The sequence below is a fragment of the Pseudomonas sp. H26/SER47-MNA-CIBAN-0231 genome (assembly GCF_040310465.1).
Taxonomy (GTDB): Bacteria; Pseudomonadota; Gammaproteobacteria; order Pseudomonadales; family Pseudomonadaceae; genus Aquipseudomonas; species Aquipseudomonas atacamensis.
Genome location: NZ_JBEOPW010000027.1, coordinates 14,644 through 30,494 on the forward strand (window position 1 = coordinate 14,644; position 15,851 = coordinate 30,494).

A 15,851-nucleotide genomic window follows, 5' to 3' on the forward strand; every position below is an offset into this window, starting at 1 on the left:
ATGGCCCCTTCGCGAGCAAGCTCGCTCCCACAGTAATCTGCGCTGAAATGCAGATGTTGAAACAGATGCAAAACCCTGTGGGAGCTGGCTTGCCAGCGATAGCGGAGTATCAGACGACAATAATGTTGAATGTGAAGACCCCATCGCGGGCAAGCCCGCTCCCACAGTAGATCTACAGTGTTTGTAGAATTATCGAGGCGGGGAGGCGTAAATGCCTCCCCGGTTCGTTTTTGGAAACCACATGAATATTCTGATCGTTGGGCCCAGTTGGGTCGGTGACATGGTGATGGCGCAGACACTGTTTCAGTGTCTCAAGCAACGCCACCCGCAATGCGCAATCGACGTGCTGGCGCCCGAGTGGAGCCGGCCGATCCTCGAGCGCATGCCCGAAGTGCGCAAGGCCTTGAGCTTCCCGCTCGGCCACGGCGCGCTGGAACTGGCGACGCGCCGACGCATCGGCAAGTCCCTGCGCGGTCAGTACGATCAGGCGATCCTGCTGCCCAACTCGCTGAAATCGGCACTGGTGCCGTTTTTTGCCGGCATCCCGAAACGCACTGGCTGGCGCGGCGAGTTCCGCTATGGCCTGCTCAACGACGTGCGCACTCTCGACAAGCAACGCTACCCGCTGATGATCGAACGTTTCATGGCGCTGGCCTATGAAGCGAACGCCGAGCTGCCGAAGCCGTACCCGCGCCCGAGTCTGCAAATCGACCCGGTGACCCGCGAAGCGGCACTGGCCAAATTCGGCCTGACTCTCGATCGCCCGGTCCTGGCTTTGTGCCCCGGCGCCGAGTTCGGCGAATCCAAGCGCTGGCCGTCCGAGCACTACGCCAAGGTCGCCGAAGCGCGCATCCGCGAAGGCTGGCAGGTGTGGCTGTTCGGCTCGAAAAACGATCACGCGGTCGGCGAAGACATTCGCGCCCGGCTGATCCCGGGCCTGCGCGAAGAATCGGTCAACCTCAGCGGCGGCACCTCGCTGGCCGAGGCCATCGACCTGCTGTCCTGTGCTGATTCGGTTGTATCCAACGATTCCGGCCTGATGCACGTCGCTGCGGCATTGAATCGTCCGCTGGTCGCGGTGTACGGCTCGACCTCGCCGGGCTTCACCCCGCCGCTGGCCGAGCAGGTCGAGATCGTGCGCCTGGGCATCGAATGCAGCCCGTGCTTCGATCGAACTTGCCGGTTCGGCCATTACAACTGCCTGCGCCAGCTGATGCCGGACGCGGTCAACGATGCCTTGCAGAAGTTGCAGGGCTCCGTGGTCGAGGTTCATTAACTTGCGGGTATTGCTGATCAAGACTTCATCGCTGGGCGACGTGATTCACGCGTTGCCAGCGCTGACCGACGCCGCACGGGCGATCCCGGGCATCAAGTTCGACTGGGTGGTGGAAGAGGGTTTCGCCGAGATCCCGAGCTGGCATCCGGCGGTCGATAAAGTGATTCCGGTGGCGATCCGCCGCTGGCGCAAGAATCTGTGGAAAACCATCACCAGCGGCGAGTGGAAACGCTTCAAGCAAAGCGTGCGCGCCAATAAATACGATCTGGTGATCGACGCTCAAGGCCTGCTGAAAAGTGCCTGGCTGACCCGCTACGTCAAAGCCCCGGTGGCCGGCCTCGATAAAACTTCCGCGCGCGAGCCGATGGCTGCGCGCTTCTACGATCGTAAACTCGCTGTCGCCCGAGGCCAGCACGCCGTTGAGCGCGTACGCCAGTTATTCGCCATCGCTCTGGGTTACGACTTGCCCAAAGGCCTCGGCGATTACGGCCTCAACGTCGAGCGACTGGTCGAGTTGCCACGTAAGAACGCCTACGTGGTGTTCCTCCACGGCACCACTTGGGATACCAAGCACTGGCCGGAAATCTACTGGCGCGAGCTGACCGAGCGGGTCGGCTACCTCGGCGTTGGCGTGAAGCTGCCGTGGGGCAACCCGCAGGAAAAGGCCCGCGCCGAACGCATCGCTGCCGGCTTCAAACACGCCGAAGTGCTGCCGAAGCTCAATCTGGCCGGCGTCGGCAAAGTCCTCGCCGGCGCGCAAGCCTGCGTGGCGGTGGACACCGGGCTCGGCCATCTGGCCGCTGCGCTGGATGTACCGACGATTTCGTTGTTCGGTCCGACCAACCCGGGCCTCACCGGCGCCTACGGCAAGCTGCAGATTCATCTGGCCAGCGACTTCCCGTGCGCGCCCTGCATGCAGAAAAAATGTACCTATCAACCGACCGAGCAGGATGCCCGTCAGTTTGACCTGAAACGCGAGCAGCCTTTGTGCTTCACGCGTGTGAACCCCGAGCGTGTCGCCAGCCGACTGAGCACGTTGTTAATGGCTGAGGAGCTGCGCTGATGCAATTGGCATTTGTCCTGTACAAATATTTCCCGTTCGGTGGCTTGCAGCGCGATTTCATGCGCATCGCCCTCGAATGCCAGAAACGCGGCCATCAGATTCGCGTCTACACGCTGATCTGGGAAGGCGACGTGCCGCCCGGTTTCGAAGTGCTGGTGGCGCCGGTCAAGGCATTCTTCAACCATCGTCGCAATGAAAAGCTCAGCGCGTGGATGGCCGCGGATCTGGCCAAGCGTCCGGTCGATCGCCTGATCGGTTTCAACAAAATGCCGGGCCTTGACGTCTACTACGCCGCCGACGGCTGCTTTGAAGACAAGGCGCAGAACCTGCGCAACTCGCTGTATCGCCGCTGGGGTCGCTATCGCCATTTTGCCGAGTACGAGCGCGCGGTGTTCGCCAAGGACGCGAAGACCGAAGTGCTGATGATTTCCGAAGTGCAGCAGCCGCTGTTCATCAAGTATTACGACACGCCGCTCGAGCGCTTCCACCTGCTGCCGCCGGGCATTGCCCAGGATCGTCGGCGTCCGGCGAATGCCGATGAGATCCGCGCCGGTTTCCGCGCTGAATTCAATCTCAAGGACGACGAGTTGCTGCTGGTGCAGATCGGCTCCGGCTTCAAGACCAAGGGTGTCGATCGCAGTCTCAAAGCGCTAGCCGGGTTGCCCGCCGAATTGCGCAAACGCACCCGGCTGTTTGTAATCGGCCAGGATGACCCCAAATTGTTCCAGATGCAGAGTGCGACGCTGGGCCTGGGCGACAATGTGACCTTCCTCAAAGGGCGCAGCGATATCCCGCGTTTCCTGCTCGGTGCCGACCTGTTGATTCACCCGGCCTACAACGAAAACACTGGCACCGTGCTGCTTGAAGCGCTGGTGGCCGGTTTGCCGGTGTTGGTCAGCGCGGTCTGCGGTTACGCCCATTACATTGCCGAGGCCGATGCCGGGCGCGTGCTCGACGAGCCGTTCGAGCAGGCGCAGCTGACGCAATACCTGACCGAGATGTTGAGCAACGACGCTGCACGTGCGGCCTGGAGCCGCAACGGTCTGGCCTTCGCCGAGACGGCCGACCTCTACAGCATGCCGCAGCACGCGGCGGATGTGATTCTGGCGGAGCACGCTTAATGAAGTTGATGCTGGCTGAACCGTTCAAAAGCCTTTGGGCGGGACGCGACCCGTTCGCCGAAGTCGAAGGCTTGCAGGGCGAGGTGTACCGCGAGCTGGAAGCGCGCCGGACATTGCGCACGGAAGTCGACGGCAACGGGTTTTTTGTGAAAATTCACCGTGGTATCGGCTGGGGCGAAATCTTCAAGAATCTGCTGACCGCCAAGCTGCCGGTGCTCGGCGCGGGTCAGGAGTGGAAAGCCATTCAGCGTCTGCAGGAAGCCGGCGTGCCGACCATGACCGCCGTCGCCTACGGCGAGAAGGGCCGCAACCCGGCGGATCAGCATTCGTTCATCGTCACCGAAGAGCTGGCGCCGACCATCAGCCTCGAAGACTTCAGCATTGACTGGGTCAAGCAGCCGCCGCAGCCAACACTCAAGCGCGCATTGATTGCCGAAGTCGCGCGGATGACCGGGATGATGCACCGCGCCGGGGTCAATCACCGCGACTGCTACATTTGCCATTTTCTGCTGCACACCGACAAACCGGTCACGCCGCAGGATTTCAAACTCTCGGTGATTGACCTGCACCGTGCCCAAACCCGCGCGAAAATCACTCAGCGCTGGCGCAACAAGGATCTGGCGGCGCTGTACTTCTCCGCGCTGGACATCGGCCTGACTCGCCGCGACAAGTTGCGTTTCCTCAAAGGCTATTTTCAGCAACCGCTGCGGCAGATTCTGGCGGAGGAAGCACCACTGCTGAGCTGGCTGCAAGGCAAGGCCGACAAACTCTACGCGCGCAAACAGCGTTACGGGGATGCGCTCTGATGGCGGGCTGGACACTTGAGCCGCAGTACGGCGAACTCGCGGAAGATTTCGGCAGCCTCGAAGCGGTGTTTGCCTTGCAGGGCGAACGCCTGACCCGCGATCCGCTGTCGGAGGTGGTTCGGGTGCAGCGCGACGGGGTCAATTATTACGTCAAACGCTACGTCGGCGCCGGTAAGGGCCTGCGCCGTTACCTCGGCAAGCCGCGGGTAAAAATGGAATGGCAGAACCTCAAGCGCTTCGCCAAGTGGGGCATCCCCACGGCCGAGGTGGTGGCCTGGGGGCTGGAGCGGCGCGGCGCGGCCTACGATCGGGGCGCGATGATCACCCGTGAGCTGCCCAATACCGAAGACCTTTCGGCGCTCGCCGAGCGCAAGGATCCCAGGCTCAAGGATCGCGCTTGGGTCGACGGTGTCAGCCGGCAACTGGCTGGCTACACCCGGACCATGCACGACCATCGGTTTACGCATAACGATTTGAAATGGCGCAACCTGCTGATCGACGATCAGGCGCGCATTTTCCTCATCGACTGCCCCAACGGCGAATTCTGGCGTGGCTTCTGGCTCAAGTACCGGATCACCAAGGACCTCGCCTGTCTCGACAAACTGGCCAAATATCACCTGTCCAACACCCAGCGCCTGCGCTTCTACAAGCAGTATCGCCAGTGTGATCGGCTCGATGTCGCCGACAAGAAACGGATTCGCCACGTGGTGAGATTTTTTGAGGGGCGCGAATGACTGATTTTCTTGCCGAACAGGACCGCGCACTGCTGGAGCGCCACGGTCTCGGCAATTTCGACGCACTGTGGGCCAAACAGCTTGAAGCTGTGGATGAGCCCAACACTGCCGGTGGCGGCTGGAGCAGCGTGTTCCGCCTGGATCTTGAAGGCCAGGGCTATTACCTCAAGCGACAGAGCAATTACCTGACGCGGACCTTGCAGGCGCCGTTTGGCGAACCGAGCTTTGCTCGCGAATTTCGCAACATCAGCCGTTATCGCAAGTTGGGCATACCGGCATTGCAGGCGGCATTTTTCGGTGAGCGCAAGGTCGCCGGGGAAGTGCGCGCCATTCTGCTCACCCGCGCCCTGGATGGCTGGAGCGACCTGGATTTGTTGCTGGCGCGCTGGACGCAGCTCAGTGCCGCGCAGCATTCGGCCGTTCTCACCGCTTGCGGGCTGTTGGCGCGGCGGCTGCACGGCGCGCGTCAGGTGCATGGCTGTTTCTATCCCAAACATATTTTCCTGCGCGCCACCGGCGACGGCTATGAGGCGCAACTGATCGATCTGGAGAAAACCCGGCCGCTGCTGTTCGGCATGCGTGATCGGGTCAAGGATCTGGAACCGTTGCAACGTCGCGCGCCGCAGTGGAGCGAGGCCGACTTGCGCCAATTGCTCGCGGCTTATCTCGATCAGCCGACTGACAGCTCGCTGCTCGACAGCTGGCTGAGCCGACTGACAGCGCGGCGCAGCCACAAGGAGACCCGTTGATGCAATTGTCTGAGCTGGCCCGCTCCGGGCGCGCACCCACACTGCCGCTGACCGTGACCCTGGCGGACGCTGCCGGCGCGGCGGATTTGCAGTTGCTGAGTCTGCTGCGGGTGTTGCCCGGGCAGCGTTACGTTGGCGCAGGTGTCTGGCGCGGTCGGCCGGTGCTGGCCAAGTTATTGGTCGGCAGCAAAGCTGCGCGGCATTTTCAGCGTGAGCTGCAAGGCGTGCGCTTGCTCGCTGCGCAGGGTATGACCACGCCGCTGTTATTGGCCGATGGGCTGAAGGACGGCGAGGGTGGCTGGCTGCTGTTCGAATTTCTCGAGGGTTCCGAGAGCCTCGGTGATGCCTGGGCCGAGGTCGAGTCTCTGCCGGCGCTGGCCGATGAGCAGACCGCTGTTCTGGCCGAAGCACTGGATGCTATCGGTCGGCTGCACGGCAAAGGGCTCTGGCAGGAAGACTTGCATCTGGACAATCTGCTGCGCCACGGCGGTCAGTTGTACCTGATCGATGGCGCCGGCGTTCGTGCGGAAACGGCGGGGCAGCCCTTGTCCCGGCAGAAAGTGCTGGAAAATCTCGGCGTGTTTTTCGCCCAGTTGCCAAAATCACTCGAACCGTTCACCGAAGAACTGCTGGTGTATTACCTGCTGAGCAACAGCGAGCATGCGTTGCCGCTGGAGGCGTTGCAAAAACAGATCGACAAGGTGCGCAACTGGCGACTCAGGGATTACCTGATCAAGGTTGGCCGCGACTGCACGTTGTTCGCCGTGCAGCGCGGCGCATTTGCCCTGCGCGCCGTTCGCCGTGAAGAAGAAGCGGTCATGCTGCCGGTGCTTGAGCAGGCTGACGCCTTGCTTGATCAGGGGCACCTGTACAAGACCGGCGGCGCGGCCAGCGTCGGCAAAGTCGAAGTGGCCGGGCGGGCTCTGGTTATCAAGCGCTACAACATCAAGAATTTTGCCCATTGGCTCAAACGCTTCTGGCGCCCGAGCCGGGCCTGGCATTCGTGGCGTGAAGGCAATCGCCTGGCGTTCCTTGGCATTGCCACGCCGAAACCGCTGGCGGTACTGGAAAAGCGTTTTTTGTGGCTGCGCCGCAGTGCCTATCTGGTCACCGAATACCTGCCCGGGCCGGACGTCATCGAGCGCTTTGCGCCGTACGTGGAAAATGGCCAAGCACCGGAAGCCGAGTTGCTGGCGCTTGATCAATTGTTTGCCCGATTGATCGCCGAGCGCATCAGTCATGGCGACTTCAAGGGCCACAACCTGTTCTGGCAGACGGATCGCTGGGCGCTGATCGATCTCGACTCGATGCGTCAGCACGCATCGGTCGGCAGTTTTGCCCCGGCCTACGCCCGCGATCGCGCGCGGTTCATGCGCAACTGGCCTGAAAGTAGCGCGTTATACCAAGTCATTGATCAGCGGTTGCCGAAAGAAGTCTCCAGCGCAGGGTGATTCCTTCTCACAAGCAGACTCGTTCTTGCAAAGGACCGGGTCCACTGCGAAACGGAGTCTGTGGGCAGTAGCGGACAAAATACAGCGATCTGTCCTACAACTTCTCCAGAAGCCATGAACTGTGCCCTGCTCGGGCTCGATGCTAATTTGCCTGACGATCTCGGAGGGCGAATCTTGAGCATGAAAAAAATTCTGATGCTGGGCGTAATTTCTGTGGTGCTCTCAGGCTGTGGCAGTGTCTCGACCGTTTTACAGGGCGACGCCGATGCTGCCCGTGACCTGCGCAAAAAGAAGACCTACTGCCAATCGATTCCGCGCATCTACAGTGGCCTGGCCTTCGATTTCTGCACGCTGAATGCGCCGCCTGATCCTACGGGAATGCTGGCGCCGTTTGTGTTGCTTGATCTTCCTCTATCCGCCGTGTTCGATACCGTTTCCTTGCCCTATACGATTTACCGGCAAATCGAGGATGGCAATCTCAGTATCTATTGGCGTCCCAATCGCGGGTGACGTTGTGCAGTTTTCTCGTTTTGAAAATCGGGGCGAGGTGCGCGAGGTTCTTGAAGGCGTAGAGCCTCAGCACGCCGACGCGAGATACAGTGACTTCGTCATTTATGTTGATGAAAGCGGTGATCACGGAATGCAGCGGTTGGATCCTTACTATCCGATTTTCGTACTCGCCTTTTGTGTGTTTCATAAGCGCCACTATTGCGAAAAGGTCATCCCAGCCGTTCAGAAGTTCAAATTCAATCACATGGGACATGATCTGATCGGGCTGCATGAGCTTGAGATTAGAAAAGAAAAAGGTGCTTTCTCTAGTTTGTTTACCTCAAAGGCGCACAAGCATGCGTTTCTTGCCGAATTGACCAGCATCATTGAGGCCAGCAATTTTGTTTTGATCAGCTGTGTTATCGATAAGGCTCCACTCTGCGAGAAGCAGGGTTCTCTAGAGAATCCGTATCATCTGGCGCTCGGCTTCTGTCTTGAAACTTTGTACGATTTTTTATCTGAGAAGGGTCAGCACCGCGCATCAACACATGTGATTTTTGAACGCCGAGGAAAGCGGGAAGATAACGAGTTGGAGCTAGAGTTTCGCAGAATGTGCGGTGGTGCCAATCGAATGGGCGTGCAACTGCCGTTCGAAATAGTCTTCGCCACAAAGCAGGTCAATTCCACCGGCTTACAACTGGCTGATCTTGTTGCGAGACCCATTGGTATGAGTGTTTTGAGGGCGGGTCAGGAAAATCGCGCTTTCGAAGTGCTCAAACGCAAGTTTTATTGCAGCGGTGGGCGCATAAACGCTGGAGAAGGTTTCGAAAATTGGGGCTTGAAGATTTTCCCGCCTCCAAAAAGCGAAAAGCCCCGGTGATCTCACCGAGGCATTAGCGCCGACCGGGATCCCCCAGTCCATTTGAGTTGGAGTCTATTGCGACGTCCAAACCCTGTCAACGTGGCGACTGCCTGTTCCTGCTAGAGGCTTGCGGGCGCTTTTACGCTATAATCCCGCCCTTTAGCTGCCACTCGCCCTGTGCGAGGGCACATCAATTTTCAAGGCGCATCGCGCCTGCATGCAGACTAAAGAGGCTAGACCCCTGTGGCATTGACGATTCTTGGCCTGTCCGGCGCCCTTAGCCATGATCCTTCCGCAGCGTTGTACATCGACGGCAAGCTGGTCGCGGCGGCTGAGGAAGAGCGCTTCGTACGCGATAAACATGCAAAGAACCGCATGCCCTACGAATCGGCGAAATTCTGCCTCGAGCAGGCCGGCATCAAACCTTCCGACGTTGATGTGGTGGCGATTCCTTTCGCTCCGATCAGCCTGTTCGGCAAGGCCCGCTGGCACTACGCCAAGCGCTACTGGTATGCCCCTGATCGCGCACTCGATGCCATCCTGATGGGCAACCGTCGCTACAAGCGCTATCGCAACAAGATCGTCTGGTGCCTCGAGCAACTGGGCTTTGATCCGAAGAAAATCAAGATCGAGCCGGTCGAACATCACTTGGCTCACGCCTCCAGCGCCTATCACTGCTCGGGTTTCAAAGAGAAAACCGCGATTCTCGGCATCGACGGCAAGGGTGAATACGCCACGACCTTCTTCGGTTACGGCGAAAACGGGAAGATCCACAAGATCAAGGAATTCTTCGACCCGGATTCCCTCGGTGGTTTGTACGGTGCGATCACTGAATTCCTCGGTTTCGAGATGCTCGACGGCGAATTCAAGGTCATGGGCATGGCGCCGTACGGCGACGCCAGCAAGTATGATTTCTCGCGTCTGGCCTCGTTCGAGAATGGCGAACTGGTGATCAATACCGACTACGCCAACGTCATCGGCCTGCGTCGCTATAAAGAGAAGGGCAAAGGCTTCTACTTCTCGCCGAAGCTGATCGAGTGGCTGGGTCCGAAGCGCGAAGGCGACATCGCTGATGAGCCTTACATCCACTACGCCGCGAGCATGCAAGCGCTGTTCGAGAAGCTGGCGTTGCAGATGATCGACTACTACCTGGGCGACGTGCTCAAGGAAACCGGCAAACTGGCTTTCGCCGGTGGCTGTGCGTTGAACGTCAAGCTGAACCAGAAAATCATCGCCCGCGACGACATCAAAGAGCTGTTCGTACAGCCTGCGTCCGGCGATGCCGGCACCGCGGTCGGCGCTGCCGCTTACGTGTCGCACGCCCGTGGCGTGCCGGTCGAGAAGATGGAACACGTCTACCTTGGTCCGTCGTACAGCAACGAGGACGTGATTGCCGCCTGCGCCCGTCACGAGAACAAGCCGACCTGGCGCAAGCTCGACAACATGCCCGAGCAGATCGCCAAAATCATGGTCGATGGCAACCCGGTCGCCTGGTTCCAAGGCCGCATGGAGTTCGGTCCGCGCGCATTGGGTGGTCGTTCGATCATCGGGTGCCCGAGCGTGGCCGGTGTCGCCGACCGCATCAATCACCAGATCAAGTTCCGCGAGCGCTGGAGGCCTTTCTGCCCGTCGATGCTCGACACCGTCGCGCCGCAGATGATCAAGATCGACCACCCGGCACCATTCATGACTTTCACCTTCGAAGTCGCCGAAGAATGGAAAACCCGCGTGCCGGAAGTTGTCCATGAAGACGGTACTTCCCGGGCCCAAGTGCTCAAGCGCGAATACAACCCGCGCTACTACGACATGATGAAGGCGCTGGAAAACCTCACCGGTAACGGCGTGTCGCTGAACACTTCGCTCAACCGTCGTGGCGAGCCGATGATCTGCTCGCCGACCGACGCGCTGAACATGTTTTTCGGCTCGGATCTGCAGTACCTGATCATGGAAGACATTCTGGTGGTCAAAGAGGGCGCCAACGCTTATGACTCGCTCGGCTGAACGCCATGTGCTGCAGTTCTGTCACGGCTATGACGGGCCGTTCCTGGACTGCGCGCGGCAGTACGCCAGCCTGTTTGCCGGCACCGGCTATCGGGTGACCACGGTGTTTCTGACCGGGGCCGCCGATAGCGAGGTGGCCGCAGCGTGCGCTTCCGATGAAGTGTTGTTCATGGAGTACAGTTCCAAGGCCATTCGGGGCCTGAAACTGGGGGCTATCGGCGATCTGCGCAAGATCGTCGCCTCACGCAATTTCAGTCTTTGCATCGCCCATCGCTTCAAGCCGATCTATATCGCCTTGCTCGGCACCTCGCTGCCAGTGATTGGTGTGCACCACGCATTCGGCGATTACCAGCGTGGCACGCGTAAGCTATTCGCACATATTTTCCGCAAGCGCCTGAGCCTGCTCGGAGTGTCGGATGCGGTGCGCGACGACATGCGGCGCTGCCTGCCGAAGTGGCCGGCAAGCCGAATTCAGACATTGTACAACCGTATCGATGTGCCTGCACTGCAAGCCCGTCAAGTACCGGCCGAAGAGGCGCGGCAGATCCTCGGGCTGTCGCCGGATGCCTGGATCGTCGGCAACGTCGGCCGCCTGCACCCGGACAAGGATCAGGCCACGTTGCTGCGCGGGTTTGCCCAGGCGCTGCCAGGCCTGCCGGACAACAGTCAGCTGGCCATTCTCGGCAGCGGTCGTCTGGAGCAGGATCTCAAGGCGCTGGCGCGCGAGCTGGGGATTGCCGATCGAGTGCTGTTTCTCGGTCAGGTGCCTGATGCGCGCAACTACTTTCGCGCCTTCGATGTATTTGCCCTGAGCTCCGATCACGAGCCGTTCGGCATGGTGCTGCTGGAGGCCATGGCCGCCGGCTTACCGTTGCTGGCCACCGCATGCGGCGGGGCGAAGGAAGTGGTGGAGGGGGTGGGCATTCTGTTTCCACTCGGCGATGCCGAACATCTGGCTCAAGGGCTGCAACACCTGGCCGCGATGGATGCGCCGCAGCGTCGTCAATGTGCACAGATGATGCTCGAGCGACTGCATGAGCATTTCTCCGACCGTGCAGTGCGCGAGACCTTCTGGCGCCTGCCGCCAGTTACCGATCTGGCAACGAGGGGCTGATGCTCAACCGATTTCAAGGCTGGCGCGAACGTGGCTGGTCGCCCGTTGACGCCTCGACCTACGCCACTGCCTGGCAACGTTATGGCGGCAGTGTCGCGACGCATCCGCTGGTCATCGAGCGCCTGGCGGACCTGGCCGGGATCCCGGTGCGTTATCTGGCCTGGCAGCCGCAGGGCGAGGTTAAAGCCGCCATCGCTACCTGGGGGCGCGACCTGGCTCTGTCCAAGGACGTGCTCAAACGCAACGGCAAGAAAGGCCTGTTCGACCTCGGCAATGCCGAGCTGATTCTGCCTGCCGCCGTCGATGCTCAGGCACCGCTGCGTCATCGGGCGCGCTATTTGTCGGCGCTCAACGAAAGCCGTTTCAGTGGCCTGAAGTTGCAGGCAGAACAGCTGGCTATGGCCCGCACGCCGGAAGAATTGTCGAAAAAATTCCGCTATAACCAGCGTCGCGAATTGCGCCTGCTGGAAGAAGCGGGCGGTGTGGTGCGAGCGGTCAGCGAGTTCTCCAGCGTCGAGCTGGCCGCGATGTATTGCGATCTGTTCCAGCGCCGCTGGGGTTTTCCGGCCACCGGCGCGGCGCGCATGGCCGAGGTCATCGAGTTGCTGCGCGAGCTGTTGATCGGCTCGGTCATTTTCCTCAACGATGCGCCGATTGCGATTCAACTGGTCTACCGCGTCGAGGCGCCGGAATGGATCAGTGTCGAATATGTGAATGGCGGCGTGGATCCCGAAACCCGCGAGTTCAGCCCCGGCAGCGTGCTGAGCTTTCTCAATACGCAAAGCGCCTGGGAACACGCACGGGCACTCGGCAAGCCGCTGCGTTTTTCATTCGGGCGCGCTGACCGTGAGTACAAGGACCGCTGGTGCAACCCTGTGCCGGTGTTCACCGTATGAGCCAGACCATGAGCCGCAAACAGCAATTGCTCAAGCGCCATCGACGCAACAAGCGCGTGGCTATGTTGGTCGCGCTGGCCGCAATCATCGCGCTAAGCGTGCTGGTCGCCTGGTGGCTGGCGCCGGTGTTGCTGATCGGCGGCTGGATCGCCCATGAAGCGTGGTTTGCCGATCATCTGTTCTACGCCCCGAGCGACGATTATCAGTACAGCTTCCCGCCCTATACGCCGCAGCCGAAGGTTCATCTGCACGGCGAGCAGTTGCGTCTGGATGAAGGTGTGATGCTGGCCGATGACGCTACGCTGATCCTGGCGGTGCGGGTCAAAAGCACCTGGCTGGGGCGCTTTCTCGATCCTTGTATCGCGTTATCGGGCGGCGCCAATCCTGACGTGCAAACCTTTGAGCGCGGTGTCGGCGGCCTGCGCTATCTGAACCTCAGCGGTCAGGCGCAAGCGTTGTCCGAAGGAGTGTTGCGTCTGCGCGGCCGTTTCTGTCGAGTGTCGGGCGAGCCGGTACTGTGGGCGCTGGAACACGCTGATTATCGTCGCCAGCGGGTCATGGTCATTGCCCCTCACGCCGACGATGCGGAGCTGGCGGCGTTCGGCTTGTACAGTCAGGCCGATGAAGCCTGGATCGTTACCCTGACTGCTGGTGAAATCGAGGCTGAACACTATCAGCAGATGGGCATGAGCAAGGTCGACGCCGCGCGGCTGAAGGGCCGTTTGCGCGCCTGGGACAGCCTCACCGTGCCGCAATGGGCCGGTGTCCCCCAGGAACGCTGCGTGCAGTTGGGCTATTTCTGCCTGCAACTGGCCGCGATGCGTGACAACCCGAATCAACCGGTGGGCTCGCGCGAAGCGGACTTGAGCGATACCCGCCTGTTCCGTCAATTCAATCCATTTGTGCTCCCGGGGGACGCCGATGGCGCGCCGACCTGGAACAATCTGCTGGCCGATCTGCGCGAAACGATGCTGCGCGCTCGTCCGGACGTCATCGTGCTGCCGCATCCGGCGCTCGACCCGCATCCTGACCACATCTGCGCGCAGCAGGCTGTGCTTGAAGTGTTGAAAGATCTGGACTGGCAGCCGACGCTGCTCGGTTATGCCAACCACCTGCACGATAACGACCGGTGGCCGATGGGTAATAGTGGTGAAGGCGTGGCTCTGCCGCCAGCCTTTGATGCTGGCGTGCCGGTGCAGCCTGTATGCCTGGCGTTGTCCGCAGAGCAGCAGCGTGACAAAGCCATGGCCCTGGGCATGATGCATGACTTGCAGCCGCCTGCGCCGTTCAAGCGTCGCTTGCGTCGCAGCCTGCAGCGATTGCTGGCTGGGCGCTCCGGTTCGCTTTATGGCGAAAACGAATTTTTCCGCAAGGCGGTTCGGCGACATGAACTGTTCTGGCGTTTGTAACGACACAGGCGCCCGCGCAAGACTTTCTTGCGGGCGGGCATGTTCAGGTTTGCTCGGGTTGCTGTTGCGGCAAGGAAGACAATGAAAGTTCTATTTCTGGTGCAGAAAGATCAACGGGCCATTCTCGATCGGTTGTACGAGGGTGTCGCCGCCCATTGTGAGTGCGATCTGCGCTGCTTGAGCGGTGACGAGCAGCGCAATCTGCGTCGATACTTTCGCCGCGAAGTAGACGTTTCCCGCTATGACCGCATCGTGTTTTTCTTGCGCTTCAAGCAGGAGATCCGTCAGGTCGGATTTATTCGCGCCATCCCCAATCTGGTGATTCTGGAGCACGACGCCTATCAGAATTACATTCCCTGCAAGTACACCGGCAAGTTCAGTGCGCACTATCGCCGGTTGCCGTGGGCACGCGTGATCAGTTCCGGTTTCGTGGTGGCCGAGCGCCTGCGCTCGGAGGGCTTCGACGCCGTGTTCGTGCCCAAGGGCTACGATCAGACGCAATTGCAGGACCAGAGGCGCGAGAGGGATATCGAACTTGCCTTCGTCGGCAGTACCAACAGTGTGGCCTACAGCGGCCGCAAGGCACTGCTGGATGAATTGGGCCAGGTCGAGCCGCTGCTGGTGACGCGGACCAAGTCCGGGGCTGAATACCTGGAAACGCTCAACCGTATCCGCTTTTTTGTCAGCGCGGACGTGGGCATGGGCGAGTTCATGATCAAGAACTTCGAAGCCATGGCTTGCGGCTGCGTCCTGCTGGCCTATGATCAAGGCGCCGCCGAAGCTGCGGCGCTGGGTTTGCAGGACATGCACAACGTGGTGTTCTATCAGACGATCGCGCAGTTGCAGGAAAAGCTGGCCACGCTGCGCGAGGATCCGCAACTGGCGCAACGCATCGCTGACAACGGTCGCGAGCTGGCGGTGGAGCAGTTCAGCTTCGCGCGGATCGGTCAGCGCATCGTTGAAGAGCTGGAGCCGCCGTTGCGTGAGCGGGCGCCGCTGAGTCTGCTGGAAAAAATCCGCCTGAAAGTGGGCATTTGACAAGTGTCATATAGCCAGTGATATTGCTGGCGACTTCTGATTAACGAGATTTCGGTGCAATTTTCCAAAGAAAGCCAGATTACATTGGTGGTTACCAGCTGCGGTCGACTCGATCTGCTCAAGGCCACTCTCGATAGCTTCGACCGGTACAACACGGCACCCATTCGTGAAGTGTTCATCACCGAAGATGCCGGCGACGAAGGCGTTGCCGGGATTCTGCCTGCCCACTGGAAAGAGCATTGCACGATCTTCGTCAATCGTCCGAAGCTGGGCCAGTTGGCATCGATCGACCTGGCCTACGGGCAGGTCAGCACACCCTATATCTTTCATTGCGAAGACGACTGGGAGTTCTACCGTCCAGGGTTCGTGGAAGACTCGATGACCGTTCTGCAGGCCCGGCCGGAAATTCTGCAGATCTGGTTGCGCAGCTATAATCACGATCTGCGGGTTCACAGTCCTTACATCCATTTGGGCGCGCGCGAGATTGTCGATGGCGTTGCGTGTTATCCGCTGATTTCCGACAAGCCGGAGTGGCAGGGGTTCTCGCTGAACCCTGGGTTGCGTCGACTCGAGGACTATCGGTTGTGTGCGCCTTTCGCCGGCCATGGTGGCGAGAAGGCCTTGTCACAGCGCTACTCACAACTGAACAGGGACGCCTTGATACTCGAGGCAGACGCGGTCATGCACACCGGTTTCGGTCTGCATGTGCAAACGGATGTCGAGCGTGAACGCAAAGCGCGCCGCAATCGCCGCGAACAGATCAAATTTGCCTTGTTTCTGTTGCTGGGAGTCTGCATTGGCTGGTTCATCAACTGAGTTCGAGTACCGCGCAGCTTGTCCCC

General features: G+C 60.1%; 15 protein-coding genes. All 15 read left to right on the top strand.

Annotated elements, in window-relative coordinates; all coding sequences use genetic code 11:
* The first annotated feature begins 241 nt into the window (after window positions 1-241).
* The 15 genes from waaF (at window position 242) to AAEZ10_RS26035 (ending at window position 15,825) form a co-directional block, all read left to right on the top strand.
* Entirely contained in the window at window positions 242-1,276 is a 1,035-nt protein-coding gene (waaF, locus tag AAEZ10_RS25965; RefSeq protein WP_016772002.1) for a lipopolysaccharide heptosyltransferase II, read from the top strand.
* A 1-nt stretch (window position 1,277) separates the two neighbouring features.
* Window positions 1,278-2,339 (top strand): lipopolysaccharide heptosyltransferase RfaC, encoded by a 1,062-nt coding sequence (gene rfaC, locus AAEZ10_RS25970; protein WP_110644870.1) that lies wholly within the window; start codon window positions 1,278-1,280, stop codon window positions 2,337-2,339.
* Entirely contained in the window at window positions 2,339-3,460 is a 1,122-nt protein-coding gene (locus tag AAEZ10_RS25975; protein WP_339100663.1) for a glycosyltransferase family 4 protein, read from the top strand. The genes rfaC and AAEZ10_RS25975 overlap by 1 nt, the downstream gene beginning before the upstream one ends.
* Window positions 3,460-4,266 (top strand): lipopolysaccharide core heptose(I) kinase RfaP, encoded by an 807-nt coding sequence (gene rfaP / locus AAEZ10_RS25980; protein ID WP_339100662.1) that lies wholly within the window; start codon window positions 3,460-3,462, stop codon window positions 4,264-4,266. Before AAEZ10_RS25975 ends, rfaP begins: the two co-directional genes overlap by 1 nt.
* Window positions 4,266-5,000, top strand: coding sequence for a lipopolysaccharide kinase InaA family protein (locus AAEZ10_RS25985; protein WP_110644873.1), 735 nt, complete (start codon window positions 4,266-4,268; stop codon window positions 4,998-5,000). Before rfaP ends, AAEZ10_RS25985 begins: the two co-directional genes overlap by 1 nt.
* Complete coding sequence (locus AAEZ10_RS25990) at window positions 4,997-5,749, top strand: lipopolysaccharide kinase InaA family protein (RefSeq protein WP_350571586.1); 753 nt, start codon at window positions 4,997-4,999, stop codon at window positions 5,747-5,749. The genes AAEZ10_RS25985 and AAEZ10_RS25990 overlap by 4 nt, the downstream gene beginning before the upstream one ends.
* Window positions 5,749-7,200, top strand: coding sequence for a lipopolysaccharide kinase InaA family protein (locus AAEZ10_RS25995; RefSeq protein ID WP_350571588.1), 1,452 nt, complete (start codon window positions 5,749-5,751; stop codon window positions 7,198-7,200). The genes AAEZ10_RS25990 and AAEZ10_RS25995 overlap by 1 nt, the downstream gene beginning before the upstream one ends.
* 180 nt (window positions 7,201-7,380) lie before the next feature.
* Complete coding sequence (locus AAEZ10_RS26000; protein ID WP_371915143.1) at window positions 7,381-7,710, top strand: YceK/YidQ family lipoprotein; 330 nt, start codon at window positions 7,381-7,383, stop codon at window positions 7,708-7,710.
* Window positions 7,670-8,569 carry a DUF3800 domain-containing protein gene (locus tag AAEZ10_RS26005; RefSeq protein ID WP_130899575.1) on the top strand — a complete coding sequence of 300 codons (900 nt, stop codon included), beginning with the start codon at window positions 7,670-7,672 and terminating at the stop codon, window positions 8,567-8,569. The genes AAEZ10_RS26000 and AAEZ10_RS26005 overlap by 41 nt, the downstream gene beginning before the upstream one ends.
* 225 nt (window positions 8,570-8,794) lie before the next feature.
* The gene (locus AAEZ10_RS26010) at window positions 8,795-10,552 is read left to right on the top strand and encodes a carbamoyltransferase family protein (protein WP_007967355.1); all 1,758 of its coding nucleotides are present in this window, start codon (window positions 8,795-8,797) and stop codon (window positions 10,550-10,552) included.
* A complete protein-coding gene (locus AAEZ10_RS26015; RefSeq protein WP_350571591.1) occupies window positions 10,536-11,666 on the top strand; it encodes a glycosyltransferase in 1,131 nt (376 codons plus the stop codon). The genes AAEZ10_RS26010 and AAEZ10_RS26015 overlap by 17 nt, the downstream gene beginning before the upstream one ends.
* Complete coding sequence (locus AAEZ10_RS26020) at window positions 11,666-12,562, top strand: antimicrobial resistance protein Mig-14 (RefSeq protein ID WP_073471650.1); 897 nt, start codon at window positions 11,666-11,668, stop codon at window positions 12,560-12,562. Before AAEZ10_RS26015 ends, AAEZ10_RS26020 begins: the two co-directional genes overlap by 1 nt.
* Before the next feature lie 8 nt (window positions 12,563-12,570).
* Window positions 12,571-13,971: a PIG-L deacetylase family protein gene (locus AAEZ10_RS26025; RefSeq protein ID WP_350571599.1), complete on the top strand. Its 1,401-nt coding sequence runs from the start codon at window positions 12,571-12,573 to the stop codon at window positions 13,969-13,971.
* An 81-nt stretch (window positions 13,972-14,052) separates the two neighbouring features.
* Window positions 14,053-15,009, top strand: coding sequence for a glycosyltransferase (locus AAEZ10_RS26030; RefSeq protein WP_073471651.1), 957 nt, complete (start codon window positions 14,053-14,055; stop codon window positions 15,007-15,009).
* A gap of 54 nt (window positions 15,010-15,063) precedes the next feature.
* Window positions 15,064-15,825, top strand: a complete 762-nt coding sequence (locus tag AAEZ10_RS26035) for a hypothetical protein (RefSeq protein WP_024011332.1) — start codon at window positions 15,064-15,066, stop codon at window positions 15,823-15,825.
* Window positions 15,826-15,851: the final 26 nt, after the last annotated feature.